Here is a 15,580-nt window from a genome sequence, read left to right on the forward strand (position 1 = left end):
ACAGCTCTTCGCGCCTGGATTACTTCATGCTATTGGCGATGGTTTCCACGTTGTGGCGAAAGGCTTTCTGATAAGTATCCGCCACGCTCCCTTTCGCGCTCAGCGCTTCCGGGTAGAGCTCGCCGCCCGGCTGCGCGCCGGTGGCGTTAGCAATCTGTTTTACCAGCCGCGGATCGAGCTGGTTCTCCATAAACCACACCTTCACGCCATCGGCTTTAATCTGTTTGATAAGCGCTGCCACCTGCGATGCATTGGCCTCGCTTTCCGATGAGAGCCCCTGCGGTGCCATAAACTCAACGCCGTATGCCCGGGCAAAATAACCAAAGGCGTCATGGCTGGTAAGCACTTTGCGTTTCGCCTGCGGAATAGCGCTGAAACGGGCTTTCGCCCAGCTATCCATCTCCTTTAACTGCGCAATATAGCGCTGTCCGGAGGCGTTAAGCGCCGCTTCATCCGCCGGGTCGGCTTTCACCAGAGCCTTGAGAATATTTTGCGCATAGAGCGCGCCATTCGCGGCGCTGTTCCACGCGTGGGGATCGGTGACTGTCGCGCCATCCTCCTCCAGCGTATGGGTTTGCACACCGTCAGAGGCGACCACCAGCTGGCCTTTAAAACCGGAGGCTTTCACTAACCTGCCCAGCCATCCTTCCAGGCCAAGCCCGTTGACCACCACTACATCGGCGTTATTAAGCAGTGCGCTATCTTTCGCCGAAGGTTCAAAGGTATGCGGATCGCCATCCGGCCCCACCAGCGAGGTCACCTTTACATGATCTCCCCCCACCTGGCGGGTGATATCGCCCAATATCGAAAAGCTGGTCACCACGTTGATGGTCTTTGCCACTGCGCCCTGCGCCATCAACCCGAGCGCCAGCACCAGAATGACCCCTGTACGTTTCATTATTTTCCCCTTTATGTAAAAAGCGCGCGCAGGCTGTTTGCCAGCCCGCTGCGCGTGCCGAATAAGATGGATAAAAAGAAGATGAGGCTGGCGGTCAGCACTATCGCCGGGCCGGCAGGCAAACCCGCAAGCCAGGAGAGGCTTAAGCCGAGCCAGGCGCAGAGCGCGCCAATCACAGCGGCCAGCAGTAACAGCCGCGGTAATGTTCTTGCCCAGCAGCGCGCCGCCACGGCGGGCAGCATCATTACACCCACCGCCATCAGCGTGCCGAGTACCTGAAAACCGGCCACCAGGTTGAGCACCAGTAGCGCCAGAAACAGCCCGTGCAGCATGCCCGGCAAGCGCGGCGCGTTGACCTGTAAAAAGGCGCTATCAAACGCTTCGCTCACCAGCCCTCGGTAACAGACCGCAAGCGTAATCAGCGTCAGACTGGAAACGCCTGCGACAAACAGCGCCGCGTCGCTATCCACCGCAAGAATTGAGCCGAACAGCAGGTGCAGCAGATCGACATTCGACCCGCGCAGCGACACCAGCGTCACGCCGAGCGCCAGCGAGCCGAGGTAGAAACCGGCAAAGCTGGCATCCTCTTTTAGCGGCGTCCGGCGGCTGACCCACCCTGCTACCAGCGCGACGGCAATCCCGGCGATAAACCCGCCGATACTCATCGCCAGCAGCGACATACCGCTCAGCAGGTAGCCCACCGCGACGCCGGGCAGGATAGCGTGAGATAACGCATCGCCCATCAGACTCATGCGCCGCAGCAGCAAAAAGATCCCGAGCGCTGTCGTGCTGACAGAGAGCGCGAGGCAAACCACCAGCGCGCGGCGCATAAAGCCATATTCGATAAAGGGCTGGAAAAAGAGATGCCAGATCATGCGCAGCTCTCCTCAAGGCTCAACGTTGCCCCCCACTGCGCCCGTTTCTCATCCAGCCGCAGCGTCTGCGGAAAGTAGCGCGTCACGCGCGCGCTATCGTGCAGCACCGCCAGCAAAGTCTGCCCGGCGCGGTGCATATCGACCATCTGCTCCATTAGCAGCTGCGACGTCGCTTCATCAATACCGGTAAAGGGTTCGTCGAGCATGACCAGCGGCGCGTTCTGCACCCAAATGCGGGCAAACAACATGCGCTGAAACTGGCCGCCAGAGAGGGTATCAATCGTTTCGCCCGCCATCTCCACAAGCCCGACACGCTCCAGCCCCTGCGCCACGCGTTTGCGCGCATCGCGGTTCAGGCCACCAAACAGCGAGACGCGCGGCCAGCAGCCCATGCTCACCACCTCCTGCACCGTCAGGGGAAAGTGCGACTCCAGCGCGTGACGCTGCGCCAGCCAGCCGATGGTTGGCCTCTTACCCTGCCAGCGCAGCACGCCGCTGACCGGCGGCAAAAATCCCGCCAGGGTTTTCAGTAGTGTCGATTTGCCGCAGCCGTTGGCACCGACAATCGCTGTCATGCTGCCGCGCGCCAGCGTGCCGTACAGCGCCGGGGTGATTGCCAGCCGCTCATAGCCGGCCACCAGATGGTCCAGTTCAATCATGGCAGCGCAACCGCCCAGTCAGTCAGTAACCAAAGCAGCAGCAACAACCCTGCCGCCAGCAGCAGGCGGCTCGCAGCGGAAAGGGAGAAAAGGGTTACGGGAATCATTCACACACCTCATATGTTATAACGTAACAATAAGCTGTAGTGATAATGATGTAAATCGCGGAGCGTAACGGGAGTGCGTCGAAATGTTTCAATCCCCTCCCGCAGGAGGGGAAAGCAAGTTACTGAATACGCGCCAGCGCAACCGCCTGGCCGAGCTGCCAGACCGCCATCGCGTAGTGGGTACTGTGGTTGTAGCGGGTGATGGTGTAGAAGTTTGGTAAACCGTACCAGTACTCATACCCGGTGCCAACATCAAGGCGCAGCAGGCTCGCCTGCTGATGATCGCCCAGCGGCTGCTGCGGTGTCAGACCCGCTGCCGCCAGTTGCCCAATGCTGTAATTGGTTTTGAAGCCATTCGCCAGACCCGGTGCCTGGCCGTTAGCCGGAACCGCAACCTGATCGCCCTTCACCCAGCCGTGCTGTTTGAAGTAGTTAGCCACGCTGCCAATCGCATCCACCGGGTCCCACAGGTTGATATGGCCGTCGCCATTGAAGTCCACCGCGTACTGCTTATAGGAGGACGGCATAAACTGACCGTAGCCCATCGCACCGGCGAAAGAGCCTTTCAGCTCCAGCGGATCGTCGCTCTCGTCTCGCGCCATCAGCAGGAAGGTCTCCAGCTCGCTGGCGAAATAGTCTGCGCGGCGCGGGTAGTCAAAGGCCAGCGTCGCCAGCCCGTCGAGGATGCGGGTTTTGCCCATCACGCGGCCCCAGCGCGTCTCCACGCCGATAATGCCAACGATAATTTCCGGCGGTACGCCGTAGACGCGCCACGCGCGGTCGAGGGCGTCCTGATACTGGTTCCAGAAAGCGACACCATTCTGCACGTTATCCGGCGTGATGAACTGCTTGCGGTAGCGCAGCCAGGCACCGTTTGGCCCGGTTGGGCCCGCGGTCGTCGGCGCCTGTTTGTCCATCAGGCGCAATACGTAATCAAGACGTTTGGCCTGCGAGAGGATCTCATGCAGCTGCTGACGATCGAATCCATGCTTGCTCACCATCGCATCAATAAAGCGCTCTGCCGCCGGGTTATTGGCAAAGTCACCGCCGCTCATCACCACCTCATGCTGCGGCTTAAGCAGAAAGCCACCGGATGGCGCGGGCGAAACGGTCTGGGGAGCTTCAGCGAGCGGGGGTTTACTGCTACAGGCACAGAGCACAACAAACGCGGGCAATAACGCCGCGTAACAACGCTTCAACATGGGATATCCACTTAAACGAATTCAGCCAGGGGGCAAGTATGGTAAAGCATTTCCCCGCCGACAAGGAAGCGCGGCATCACCTGCGTAGAGGATCGCATTTCCCCTGCATCTCCTCCCCTTTTCACTCATTTAAAACCGAAGCACCTCGCAAAAACTTTCAAAATGATCATTTTTTCTTTCATATTGAGATCTAAATAACACATTAAGACCTTTCATCATGATTATGATAGCGCCCGGTGACATAACAAAACCCCCTACAGGAGAGAACAATGGAAACCATCACGCATGGTGCCGAATGGTTCATCGGGCTGTTTCAGAAAGGCGGTGAGGTCTTTACCGGCATGGTGACCGGTATTCTGCCGCTGCTGATAAGCCTGCTGGTGATCATGAACGCGCTGATTAATTTTATTGGCCAACACCGCATCGAAAAACTTGCCCAGCGCTGCGCGGGCAACCCGCTCGCCCGTTACTTACTGCTGCCCTGCATCGGCACATTTGTGTTCTGTAACCCGATGACACTCAGCCTCGGGCGCTTTATGCCGGAGAGATACAAGCCGAGCTACTACGCTGCCGCCTCCTATAGCTGCCACTCGATGAACGGCCTCTTCCCGCATATCAACCCCGGCGAGCTGTTTGTCTACCTCGGTATTGCCAGCGGCCTTACTACGCTCGGCTTACCCCTCGGTCCGCTGGCGGTAAGCTACCTGCTGGTCGGCCTGGTCACCAACTTCTTCCGTGGCTGGGTGACCGATCTCACCACCCGTATTTTTGAGCGAAAAATGGGTATCCAGCTTGCGCAAGAGGTTCACCTCGCGGGAGCAAAATCATGAGTCGAATCATTATTGAAAAAGGCACCGGCGGCTGGGGCGGCCCGCTGGAGATCGATGCCAGCAGCGTGAAGAAGATCGTCTATATCACCGCCGGCACGCGCCCGGCAATCGTCGACAAACTGGCGCAGCTGACCGGCTGGCAGGCGGTGGACGGCTTTAAAGAGGGCGAACCGCCCGAAGAGGAGATCGGTGTAGCGGTGATTGACTGCGGTGGCACCCTGCGCTGTGGCATCTACCCCAAACGCCGTATTCCGACTGTCAATATTCATGCGACGGGCAAATCGGGGCCGCTGGCGCAATACATCCTTGAGGATATCTATGTCTCCGGCGTGAAGGAGGAGAACATCCAGCTGCAAGGTGACGCTCCGGCAGCCAGAGCGCCACAGCCGCGAGATTATGACACCACGAAAAAGATCACCGAACAGAGCGACGGCCTGCTGGCGAAAGTCGGCATGGGCATGGGCTCGGCGGTGGCGGTGCTGTTCCAGGCCGGACGCGACACCATTGATACAGTGCTGAAAACCATCCTGCCGTTTATGGCCTTCGTCTCGGCGCTGATCGGCATCATCATGGCGTCCGGGCTGGGCGACTGGATCGCCCACGGCCTCGCGCCGCTGGCCAGCCATCCGCTCGGGCTGGTGACGCTGGCGCTGATTTGCTCTTTCCCGCTGCTCTCGCCTTTCCTTGGCCCCGGCGCGGTTATCGCTCAGGTCATTGGCGTGCTGATTGGCGTGCAGATCGGCCAGGGGCATATCCCTCCGCACCTTGCGCTGCCGGCTCTGTTCGCGATCAACGCGCAGGCCGCCTGCGACTTTATTCCCGTTGGCCTGTCGCTGGCGGAAGCTCGCCAGGAGACGGTACGCGTTGGCGTCCCTTCCGTACTGGTGAGCCGCTTTTTAACCGGTGCGCCAACGGTGCTGATCGCCTGGTTTGTCTCCGGTTTTATCTATCAATAAGGGGTGATGTATGACCGTTATCTATCAAACCACCATAACCGAAATTGGCGAAAGCGCACCGGAGGCGCTCAGCGACAACATGCTGATCACCTTCCGGGAGGGTGCGCCTGCCGATGTCGCCGAGTTCTGTTTTATCCATAACCACGGCCCGCTCTGCGGCGCGCTGCTGCCTGGCGCGCAGTTTACCCTCGGTGAAAAGCACTACCCCGTCACCGCCGTCGGCGAGGTCGCCGAGCAGAACTTGCGCGAGTTGGGCCATATCACCCTGCGTTTTGATGGACAGACGCAGGCAGAGTTTCCGGGCACGGTGCACGTCGCCGGCCCGGTACCGGACGCGGTAGCGCCGGGGTGCATTTTGAAATTTGTCGCTTAAGGTCTAAGGAGAAGAGTATGAAACAGGTTGCCGTTGTCATTGGTGGAGGGCAGACCCTCGGGGCGTTCCTCAGCCGTGGGCTTGCCGCAGAAGGGTACCGCGTGGCGGTTGTCGATATTCAGAGTGATAAAGCGGCCACGGTCGCGAATGAGATCAACAGCGAGTATGGCGAAGGGATGGCCTATGGCTTTGGTGCCGACGCCACCAGCGAGCAGAGCGTGCTGGCGCTGGCGCGCGGCGTCGATGAGATTTTTGGCCGCGCCGATCTGCTGGTCTACAGCGCCGGGATCGCCAAAGCGGCGTTTATCAGCGACTTTGCACTGGGAGATTTTGACCGCTCGCTGCAGGTCAACCTGGTGGGTTATTTCCTCTGCGCCCGCGAGTTCGCCAAATTAATGATTCGTGATGGCATCCAGGGGCGCATTATCCAGATCAACTCCAAGTCGGGCAAAGTGGGCAGCAAGCACAACTCCGGCTACAGCGCGGCAAAGTTCGGCGGCGTGGGGCTGACGCAATCTCTGGCGCTCGATCTGGCAGAGTATGGCATTACCGTGCACTCGCTGATGCTCGGCAACCTGCTGAAATCGCCCATGTTCCAGTCATTGATCCCGCAATACGCCAGCAAGCTTGGCATTCCGGCAGAGGAAGTGGAGCAGCATTACGTCGATAAAGTGCCGCTGAAGCGCGGCTGCGATTATCAGGATGTGCTGAACGTGTTGATGTTCTACGCCAGCCCAAAAGCCTCCTACTGTACCGGTCAGTCAATCAACGTCACCGGCGGTCAGGTGATGTTCTGATTCGGCACCAACGCCTGATGGCGCTGCGCTTATCAGGCCTACAGGGTTCAGCAGTTTCTGTTGGCGTGGGTTTTCGTCGGCCCGATAAGGCGTTAGCCGCCATCCGGCAAACCGTGCGCACCAATGCCTGATGGCGCTGCGGTTTTGTAGGCCGGATAAGGCGCCAGCCGCCATCCGGCAAACCGACCGCACAACTGCCTGATGCCGTTATGCGGTATCGCATTCAAAGGAGACACCGATGGTTTCATCCCTTATCACACTCGCCGTCATCGCCTGGCTCAGCCAGCTGGCGCTCGGCGGCTGGCAAATCCGCCAGTTCAACAAAGCGTTCGACACACTCTGCCAGCGCGGGCGCGTCGGCGTTGGTCGCTCGGGCGGGCGCTTCAAACCGCGCGTGGTTCTGGCGGTGGCCTTCGATCAACACGATCGCGTCAGCGACACATTGCTCATGCGCGGCCTCACGGTTTTCGCCCGACCGACCAAAATCGAACGCTTAATCGGCGTAAAAAGAGAGGAATTAGAGCCCGATGTGATCTTTCCCCATGATCCCGGCTGTCAGAATGCTCTATCATTGGCGCTTAAAATGAAACATGGATAATTTCGTTGTGAACGCTAATAGCTTGCGAAATTATCATTTCGCAACGTAACGCAGGATAACTTCGCCTATGAAACCACGTCAGCGTCAGGCGGCAATTCTTGAGCATCTGCAGAAGCAGGGAAAGTGTTCTGTTGAAGAGCTGGCACACCACTTCGACACCACAGGGACAACCATCCGCAAAGATCTGGTCGTGCTGGAGCAGTCTGGCGCGGTGATCCGCACCTACGGCGGAGTGGTGCTGAATAAAGATGAGGCCGATCCGCCCATCGATCACAAAACGTTGATCAACACCGTGCAGAAAGGGCTGATTGCCGAAGCGGCCGTCGGCTACATCCACGACGGCGACTCGATCATCCTCGATGCGGGCAGCACAGTGCTGCAAATGGTGCCGCTGCTCAGCCACTTCAATAACATCACCGTGATGACCAACAGCCTGCATATCGTTAACGCCCTCTCTGAGCTGGATAACGAGCAGACCATCCTGATGCCCGGCGGGACATTCCGTAAAAAATCGGCCTCTTTCCATGGCCAGCTGGCGGAGAACGCCTTTGAGCAGTTCAGCTTCGACAAGCTGTTTATGGGCACCGACGGCATCGATCTCAACGCCGGGGTAACCACCTTTAATGAGGTCTTCACCGTCAGTAAAGCGATGTGCAACGCTGCCCGCGAGGTGATCCTGATGGCGGACTCCTCCAAGTTTGGCCGTAAAAGCCCTAATATTGTTTGCAGCCTTGAAAGCGTCGATAAGCTGATTACCGACGCCGGGATCCCGCCGGATGTTCGCGCCGCGCTGGAAGAGAAAGGAATCGATGTGATTATTGCCGGAGAAGAAAATGCGTGACTCTTTTATTAACGCCGCACGCCAGGCGCTGCTGCTGGAGCTACAGGAAGCAAGCCGCCTGCCGGAGCGTCTCGGCGACGATTTCGTTCGCGCCGCTGAAACGGTGCTGAACTGCAAAGGCAAAGTGATTGTCTCCGGGATCGGTAAATCCGGGCATATCGGCAAGAAGATTGCCGCCACCTTTGCCAGCACCGGCACACCGGCCTTTTTTGTTCACCCGGCAGAGGCGCTGCACGGCGATCTCGGCATGATCGAGAGCCGCGACGTGATGCTGTTTATCTCCTACTCCGGCTCGGCAAAAGAGCTGGATCTGATCCTGCCGCGTCTCGACGAGAAAGCCGTCACGCTGCTGGCGATGACCGGTAAATCGCGTTCGCCGCTGGCGCTTGCTGCCCACGCGGTGCTGGATATCGCCGTTGAGCGCGAAGCCTGCCCGATGCATCTCGCTCCCACCTCCAGCACCGTCAATACACTGATGATGGGCGATGCGCTGGCGATTGCAGTGATGCAGGCACGCGGCTTTGACGAAGAGGATTTTGCCCGCTCGCATCCGGCGGGCGCACTGGGCGCACGGCTGTTGAACAAAGTGCATCATCTGATGCGCAAAGCAGACCAGGTGCCTCAGGTGATGCTGACCACCAGCGTGATGGATGCGATGCTGGAACTGAGCCGCACAGGGCTGGGCCTGGTGGCGGTCTGCGACGACAAGCGCCGCGTGCACGGCGTGTTTACCGATGGCGACCTGCGCCGCTGGCTGGTGGCGGGCGGTGCCTTAACCGCGGCGGTCAGCGAGGCAATGACGCCGGGCGGCATTACCCTTGAAGCCAGCAGCCGCGCGGTGGATGCCAAAGAGCGCCTGATGCAGCGCAAAATCGCCGCCGCGCCGGTAGTGGATGATGCAGGTGAGCTGGTCGGTGCCATCAACCTGCAGGACTTCTACCAGGCCGGTATCCTTTAGTCCTTCAGCCCAAGACGCTTCGCCAGCCGGTGCAGGTTGGCGACGTCCATCTCCAGCGCTCTGGCGCAGGCAGCCCACTTACCGCCACTCTCCTCAAGTGCCCGGGAGATGAGTCTGCGCTGAAACGCCTCCGTCGCCTCGCGCAAGTTTTGCCCGCTTAAAGGCAAGGTGACCGGCTTTGCCTGCGGCGCAGGCTCATCGCTCAGAGCAAAGTGATGCGCTTCCAGCACGATCTCCCCGGCATGCCGCGCGCCGCGCGCCAGCACCACTGCGCGGTGGATGGCGTGCTCCAGCTCGCGCACGTTTCCTGGCCAGCCGTAGCGCTGCAAATGCCCGCGCGCAGCCTGGCTTAACGCTACACGTCCGAGACCGAAGCGCAGGCGACACTGCTCGCAAAAATAGCCCGCCAGCAGTACCACATCCCCGCCCCGCTCCCGCAGCGGCGGCACCAGTAAGGGAAAGACGCTCAGGCGGTGATAGAGGTCGGCACGAAATCGCCCGGCAACCACCTCTTCGCGCAGATTGCGGTTGGTGGCGGCCAGCACCCGCACATCGACACGATGGCTAAGGTCATCGCCGACGCGCTGAATATCGCCATACTGCAACACGCGCAGCAGCTTTGCCTGTAGCGACAGCGAAAGCTCGCCAATCTCATCAAGAAACAGCGTGCCGTTGTCGGCCATTTCAAACTTGCCGCTGCGGTTGCTGATGGCTCCGGTAAAGGCCCCTTTCACATGGCCGAAGAGTTCGCTCTCGGCGACGCTCTCCGGCAGCGCGGCGCAGTTGAGGTAGACCAGCGGCTTGTCGGCGCGCGGCGAGGCTTCGTGGATCGCCTTCGCCACCAGCTCCTTACCGGTGCCCGTTTCGCCGCCAATCAGCACATTGAGATCCGAAGGCGCTACAATGGCGATCTCTTTTTTCAGCTGCACCATCTCTTGCGACAGGCCGATCATCTCGCTGCGCGTGACCTGCTCGAACGCCGCGGGCGCACCGGGCAGCATGTTCTGCCGCTCCAGCTCCTCAATCAGTAATGCATTATTGAGCGCGCCTGCCGCCAGCGCGGCGACCAGCCGCAGCTCCTCATCGCTGAAGGCGTCAAACTGATCCGGCGACATGCCATCAAGCGTCAGCGCGCCAATCAGGTTTTGCCCGGCAAACAGCGGCAGGCCGACGCAGGCATGCACTTTGAGTTTCTCCTGGCCGGGGATCAGGCCATCGTAGGGATCGGGCAGATCGCTATCGGCAGGAAAGCGCACCACATCCCCGGCGCGGGCAATCGCCTCCAGCCTCGGGTGCCCCTCAAGGGCAAAGCGCCGCCCGAGCACATCCTGCGCCAGGCCATCGATCGCCAGCGGAGTAAACTGCCGCGCCTCGTAGCGCAGCAGCGCCGAAGCGTCGCACGCCAGCACCTGCCGTAGGGTGGTGATCAGCCGCTGAAAACGATCCGCGTGCCCGATCCCGCTCTGCAGCTCAATGGCGATGCCCGCCAGCACATTCAGGGAGAAACTCATTTTGACCTCACTGTCATTTTGACAATGCATGTTGTCATATTGACTGCTTTTATCATAGTCATAATGACATTCTAATTTTCGATGGATTTAAAAAAATATATCAATATCAAAACGATAAAAAACTGGCACGCCTCTTGATATAGCCCTGTATCACATTGAGAAACTGCACAGGATGACGATCATGGCGATTCACGTAAAAAACAACATTCACTGGGTTGGGCAACGCGACTGGGAAGTGCGCGATTTTCACGGCACCGAATACAAAACCCTGAAGGGCAGTAGCTATAACAGCTACCTGATTTGCGAGGGCAAAAACGTGCTGATCGACACCGTCGATCACAAATTCAGCCGCGAGTTCGTGCAGAAGCTGCGCGGTGAGATCGATCTGGCGATGATCGACTACATCGTGATCAACCACGCCGAAGAGGATCACGCGGGCGCGCTGACGGAGCTGATGGCGCATATCCCCGATACACCGATCTACTGTACCCATAATGCTATCGACTCGATTAACGGCCACCATCACCACCCTGAATGGAATTTCCATGTGGTGAAAACCGGCGATACGCTGGATATCGGCAACGGCAAACAGCTGATCTTCGTCGAAACGCCGATGCTGCACTGGCCGGACAGCATGATGACCTACCTGACCGGCGACGCGGTGCTGTTCAGCAATGATGCCTTTGGCCAGCACTACTGCGATGAACATCTGTTCAATGATGAGGTCGATCAAGCCGAGCTGTTTGAGCAGTGCCAGCGCTATTACGCCAATATCCTCACTCCCTTTAGCCGACTGGTAACACCGAAAATTACCGAGATCCTCGGCTTTAACCTGCCGGTAGAGATGATTGCCACCTCCCACGGTGTGGTGTGGCGCGATAACCCGACGCAGATCGTTGAGTTGTACCTGAAATGGGCGGCGGATTATCAGGAAGATCGCATCACCCTCTTCTACGACACCATGTCGAACAACACCCGCATGATGGCCGACGCCATCGCCCAGGGGATTAACGAAGTCGACCCGCGCGTGGCGGTGAAAATCTTTAACGTCGCGCGCAGCGATAAAAACGATGTGCTCACCAATGTTTTTCGCTCAAAAGGGGTACTGGTCGGCACCTCAACCATGAACAACGTGATGATGCCGAAGATCGCCGGGCTGGTGGAGGAGATCACCGGCCTGCGTTTTCGCAATAAGCGCGCCAGCGCCTTTGGCTCCCACGGCTGGAGCGGCGGCGCGGTCGATCGTCTCTCAACGCGCTTGCAGGATGCCGGGTTTGAGATGTCGCTGAGCCTGAAAGCGAAGTGGCGCCCCGATGTCGACGCGCTGGAGATCTGCCGCCAGCATGGTCGCGATATCGCCCGCCAGTGGGCGCTTGCCCCGCTGCCGGAGCCGGTCAGCCAGCCCGCCGCGCAAGTGGCCTGCGGCGGCGAAGCCGCAGCCGCCGATCTCGGCCCGCGTATGCAGTGCAGCGTCTGCCAGTGGATTTACGACCCGCAAACAGGCGAGCCGATGCAGGAGGTCGCGCCGGGTACGCCGTGGTCTGCGGTGCCGGACACCTTCCTCTGCCCGGAGTGTTCGCTGGGCAAAGAGGTGTTTGACGAACTGGCCGTGGAGGTAAAATGAGCGCCGGAATTGTGATTATCGGCTCGGGCTTCGCCGCCCGCACGCTGGTGAAAAATATCCGTAAGCTGGATAGCCACGTGCCGCTGACGCTGATTGCCGCCGACGGCATGGAGGAGTACAGCAAGCCGGAGCTGAGCCATGTAATAAGCCAGGCACAGCGCGCCGAGGATCTGATCCGCCAGACGGCGGGCGACTTCGCCGAGCAGTTCAACGTGCGCCTTTTCCCCTACACCTTTGTCACCGACATCGATCCCCATGCCCAGGTGGTGAAAAGCGCCGACCGAAGCTGGCAGTACGATAAGTTAGTGCTGGCGACCGGGGCGAAAGCTTTTGTGCCGCCGCTGCCGGGGCGTGAAATGATGCTGACGCTCAACAGCTTGCAGGAGTACCACGCCTGCGAAGAGCAGTTACATGCGGCGAAGCGGGTGTTGGTTGTCGGTGCCGGGCTGATTGGCTGTGAACTGGCGATGGATTTTCAGCGCGCCGGGAAAACCGTCACCCTGCTGGATAACGCCGCCAGCATCCTCCCGGCGCTGATGCCGCCGGAGGTGAGTGCTCGCCTGCAACACTGCCTGACGGCAAGCGGCGTGCGCCTGCTGCTCGCATCAAAGCTGACGCGGATTGAGGCTCAGGAGAGCGGCGTGCGTGCGTGGCTGGATGATGAGCGCGTTGTTGATGCCGATGTAGTGGTTGCCGCCACCGGTCTGCTGCCGCACATTGCGCTGGCGCAGGCCGCCGGGCTTGAGACCCGGCGCGGCATTGTTGTCGACGCAACGCTGCAAACCAGCCATCCGCATATCTTCGCGCTGGGCGACTGCGCCGAGATGAATGGTCAGGTGCTGCCCTTCCTGCAACCGATCCAGCTTAGCGCCATGACGCTGGCGAAAAACCTCACCGGCAGCCCGTCACACCTGACGCTGCCGCCGATGCTGGTGAAGGTGAAAACGCCGCTGATGCCGCTGCAACTGGCGGGTGAAACCTCGCGCGCCGACCTGCGCTGGCGCATCGCTACCGATGCCGCAGGCATGGTGGCAAAAGGGGTCGACATTGATGATAAGTTGCGCGCATTTGTGGTCAGTGAAGATCGCATGAAAGAGGCCTTTGCGCTGCTGAAGGCACTGGCGCAATAGCCCGCGCGGCCGCCACCAGCCCCTGGCCGAAGGCGATGCCGCCATCCCCGGCCGGAAGCTGGTGGGGAAAAAGCAGCGTGAAATCGGCCAGGTAGTGCTGTAAGCGGGCTTTCAGCAGGCGGTTATGCAGCACGCCGCCGCTGAATACCAGCGTGGTAATGTTGCGTTTGCGGGCCTGCAAGCGCGCAAGCGCGGCAAAGCCGCATGCCAGCGCATCGTGAAACGCCCACGCCCGCGCGGGCGGAGCCGCGGGCCAGCCCAGCCACGTCTGCCAGAAGGTCGCCAGATCGAGCCGCTTCCCGCACAGCGGCATCTTCACCGGATGCTTAACATTTTCCGCTTTCGCCGCCAGCGCTTCCAGCTGGCAGGCGGCCTCCCCTTCATAGCTTAGCTGCTCCGGCGCGCAGCCGAGCGCGCAGGCCGCGGCGTCGAAAAGACGCCCACAGGATGAGGCCAGCGGTGCGTTGATGCCGCGCCTAATTGCTCGCTCCAGCACCGACCAGTTCTGCTGTTGGACAAGCGCCGTTTCCGGGTACGCCTGCCACGCTTCAACAAAGGCCAGCATCTGTGCCAGCAAGTTGCGCCACGGCTGACGCGCGGCGAGATCGCCCCCTGGCAGCGCCACCACCGGCAGGCCGCCGAGATGCTCACAGTCGCGATAGTTGACACGCAAACACTCCCCGCCCCACAGCGCACCACCCTCGCCCATACCGATACCATCAAGGGTGATGGCAATCACGTCCCCGCCGTCGAGCGGCCAGCCATGCTCGCCAAGACAGGCGGCAGCGTGGGCATGATGATGCAGCACGGTGTGAAGCGGCAGACCGGAGCGCTCCGCCCAGCTACGGGTGCGGTAGCCTGGATGGGCGTCAATCACCACCTGCTGTGGGGTGAAATCGTAGATCTGCTGCATCAGGCGCAGGGTGTTTTGCCACTGCGTCTCGACGCCCTCATCGGTTAAATCGCCGAAGTGTTGCCCCGGCACGGCGCTCTCGCCGCGCAGCAGGCAGAAGGTGTTTTTCATCTGCGCGCCCAGGCAGAGCAGCGGTGGAATATCACGAAAGCCCGGCGGAAGCGGTAGCGCATCCGGCACATAGCCTCTGGCACGCCGCAGCATCTCGCCGCTCGCCCGTACCACGGAGTCATCCATGCGCTGCACAATCTCGCGGTTGTGCAGCAGAAAACCGTCGACCATTGAGGCCAGCTCAGCCTGCGCGGCAGCGTTGGTGAGCGCAGGCGGTTTACCGCTGAGGTTGCCGGAGGTCATCACCAGCGGGCGCTGTAACGCCTGCGCTAACAGATGCTGCACCGGGTTGGAGGGCAGCATTACGCCAATCTCATCAAGGCCTGGCGCAATGGCGTCGCACAGGCCGCTGACGCTTACGCTCTCTACCAGCACAATCGGTGCCGCAGGGGTGGACAGCAGGCGCTGTGCCTCGGGGGAGAGCCCGTCGCTGGTCGGCAACATCACCGCCAGCGGCTTGGTCGGACGCTGTTTTCGCGCGCGCAGGTAGAGCACGGCGGCCTCGTTGCCCGCATCGCAGACCAGATGGAACCCGCCGATGCCTTTTACCGCCACCACGCCGCCGCTTTTGATCAGCGCCACCGCCATCTGCAACGCCTCTTCCCCCGTCGCCCGGTAGCTCGCATCATGCCAGCTCAGCTGCGGCCCGCACTCCGCGCAGGCCACCGGCTGGGCGTGAAAACGCCTGTCCAGCGGATTGCGGTACTCCGCCTCGCACTCTGCGCAGAAGGGAAACGCTGCCATCACCGTCAATGGGCGGTCATAGGGCATGGCATGAATGATGGTAAAACGCGGCCCGCAGTGGGTGCAGTTGATAAAAGGGTAACGGTAGCGGCGCTCGGCGGGGTTGAACATCTCCGCCAGACAATCAGGACAGGTCGCGGCATCGGGAACAATCTGCGTATCCATTGCCCCGCCCGCACTGTCGCGGATGGTGAAGGCCTGCGGTAACACAGGCCAGTGAAAGGGGTGCTGCTCAATGCGATCGATGCGCGCCAGCGGCGGACAGCGCAGGTGCAGAAGGTGGAGAAAGGCCTGCGCATCGCCAGCGAGGCGTATCTCTACGCCCTGCCCGTCATTACAGACATCGCCGTTCAGCGCCAGCTGCTGCGCCAGCTGCCAGACAAAGGGGCGGAAGCCCACCCCCTGCACTTTTCCGTAAACGCGTAAGCAAACCCCAGGGCTTTGGCTCATATC

15 protein-coding genes are annotated in these 15,580 nt (G+C 60.3%); 9 read left to right on the plus strand and 6 right to left on the minus strand.

All coding sequences use genetic code 11. The features are described from left to right. Positions 1 to 19 precede the first annotated feature (19 nt). From HF650_RS18860 to mltB, 4 genes are all read right to left on the minus strand, one after another. Positions 20 to 898, minus strand: a complete 879-nt coding sequence (locus tag HF650_RS18860; protein ID WP_187799894.1) for a metal ABC transporter substrate-binding protein — start codon at positions 896 to 898, stop codon at positions 20 to 22. A gap of 11 nt (positions 899 to 909) precedes the next feature. Beyond that, positions 910 to 1,773 carry a metal ABC transporter permease gene (locus HF650_RS18865; RefSeq protein WP_187799895.1) on the minus strand — a complete coding sequence of 288 codons (864 nt, stop codon included), beginning with the start codon at positions 1,771 to 1,773 and terminating at the stop codon, positions 910 to 912. Next, positions 1,770 to 2,432, minus strand: a complete 663-nt coding sequence (locus tag HF650_RS18870) for an ATP-binding cassette domain-containing protein (protein WP_187799896.1) — start codon at positions 2,430 to 2,432, stop codon at positions 1,770 to 1,772. The genes HF650_RS18865 and HF650_RS18870 overlap by 4 nt, the downstream gene beginning before the upstream one ends. Before the next feature lie 226 nt (positions 2,433 to 2,658). After that, positions 2,659 to 3,741, minus strand: a complete 1,083-nt coding sequence (gene mltB / locus HF650_RS18875) for a lytic murein transglycosylase B (RefSeq protein ID WP_187799897.1) — start codon at positions 3,739 to 3,741, stop codon at positions 2,659 to 2,661. 269 nt (positions 3,742 to 4,010) lie between these two features. Here mltB and HF650_RS18880 point away from each other — a divergent pair, with 269 nt between their 5' ends. The 7 genes from HF650_RS18880 to gutQ all read left to right on the plus strand — a co-directional run bounded on the left by HF650_RS18880 (position 4,011) and on the right by gutQ (position 9,094). After that, positions 4,011 to 4,571 carry a PTS glucitol/sorbitol transporter subunit IIC gene (locus HF650_RS18880; protein ID WP_042714687.1) on the plus strand — a complete coding sequence of 187 codons (561 nt, stop codon included), beginning with the start codon at positions 4,011 to 4,013 and terminating at the stop codon, positions 4,569 to 4,571. Continuing rightward, positions 4,568 to 5,527, plus strand: coding sequence for a PTS glucitol/sorbitol transporter subunit IIB (locus tag HF650_RS18885; RefSeq protein ID WP_187799898.1), 960 nt, complete (start codon positions 4,568 to 4,570; stop codon positions 5,525 to 5,527). Before HF650_RS18880 ends, HF650_RS18885 begins: the two co-directional genes overlap by 4 nt. A 10-nt stretch (positions 5,528 to 5,537) precedes the next feature. Then, complete coding sequence (srlB, locus tag HF650_RS18890; protein ID WP_187799899.1) at positions 5,538 to 5,900, plus strand: PTS glucitol/sorbitol transporter subunit IIA; 363 nt, start codon at positions 5,538 to 5,540, stop codon at positions 5,898 to 5,900. 17 nt (positions 5,901 to 5,917) lie between these two features. Beyond that, the gene (srlD, locus tag HF650_RS18895; RefSeq protein WP_054804638.1) at positions 5,918 to 6,697 is read left to right on the plus strand and encodes a sorbitol-6-phosphate dehydrogenase; all 780 of its coding nucleotides are present in this window, start codon (positions 5,918 to 5,920) and stop codon (positions 6,695 to 6,697) included. A 238-nt stretch (positions 6,698 to 6,935) separates the two neighbouring features. Further along, positions 6,936 to 7,295 (plus strand): transcriptional regulator GutM, encoded by a 360-nt coding sequence (gene gutM, locus HF650_RS18900; RefSeq protein ID WP_187799900.1) that lies wholly within the window; start codon positions 6,936 to 6,938, stop codon positions 7,293 to 7,295. Between the two features lie 67 nt (positions 7,296 to 7,362). Next, the gene (locus HF650_RS18905) at positions 7,363 to 8,136 is read left to right on the plus strand and encodes a DNA-binding transcriptional repressor (RefSeq protein WP_187799901.1); all 774 of its coding nucleotides are present in this window, start codon (positions 7,363 to 7,365) and stop codon (positions 8,134 to 8,136) included. Continuing rightward, on the plus strand, positions 8,129 to 9,094 hold the full coding sequence (gene gutQ, locus HF650_RS18910) for an arabinose-5-phosphate isomerase GutQ (protein ID WP_187799902.1): 966 nt from the start codon (positions 8,129 to 8,131) through the stop codon (positions 9,092 to 9,094). Before HF650_RS18905 ends, gutQ begins: the two co-directional genes overlap by 8 nt. Here the strand turns inward: gutQ and norR are convergent. Next, positions 9,091 to 10,605: a nitric oxide reductase transcriptional regulator NorR gene (gene norR / locus HF650_RS18915; protein WP_187799903.1), complete on the minus strand. Its 1,515-nt coding sequence runs from the start codon at positions 10,603 to 10,605 to the stop codon at positions 9,091 to 9,093. The genes gutQ and norR overlap by 4 nt on opposite strands. 181 nt (positions 10,606 to 10,786) lie before the next feature. Between norR and norV the strand changes: the two genes are divergently transcribed. Together norV and norW are read left to right on the plus strand one after the other, a co-directional pair. Next, positions 10,787 to 12,229, plus strand: a complete 1,443-nt coding sequence (gene norV, locus HF650_RS18920; protein ID WP_187799904.1) for an anaerobic nitric oxide reductase flavorubredoxin — start codon at positions 10,787 to 10,789, stop codon at positions 12,227 to 12,229. Next, positions 12,226 to 13,359 carry an NADH:flavorubredoxin reductase NorW gene (norW, locus tag HF650_RS18925; RefSeq protein WP_187799905.1) on the plus strand — a complete coding sequence of 378 codons (1,134 nt, stop codon included), beginning with the start codon at positions 12,226 to 12,228 and terminating at the stop codon, positions 13,357 to 13,359. The genes norV and norW overlap by 4 nt, the downstream gene beginning before the upstream one ends. On the opposite strand, the gene hypF is transcribed toward norW, so the two are convergent. Continuing rightward, a complete protein-coding gene (gene hypF / locus HF650_RS18930) occupies positions 13,304 to 15,577 on the minus strand; it encodes a carbamoyltransferase HypF (protein ID WP_187799906.1) in 2,274 nt (757 codons plus the stop codon). The genes norW and hypF overlap by 56 nt on opposite strands. Positions 15,578 to 15,580: the final 3 nt, after the last annotated feature.

It is taken from the genome of Kosakonia sp. SMBL-WEM22 (genome assembly GCF_014490785.1).
Taxonomy (GTDB): Bacteria; Pseudomonadota; Gammaproteobacteria; order Enterobacterales; family Enterobacteriaceae; genus Kosakonia.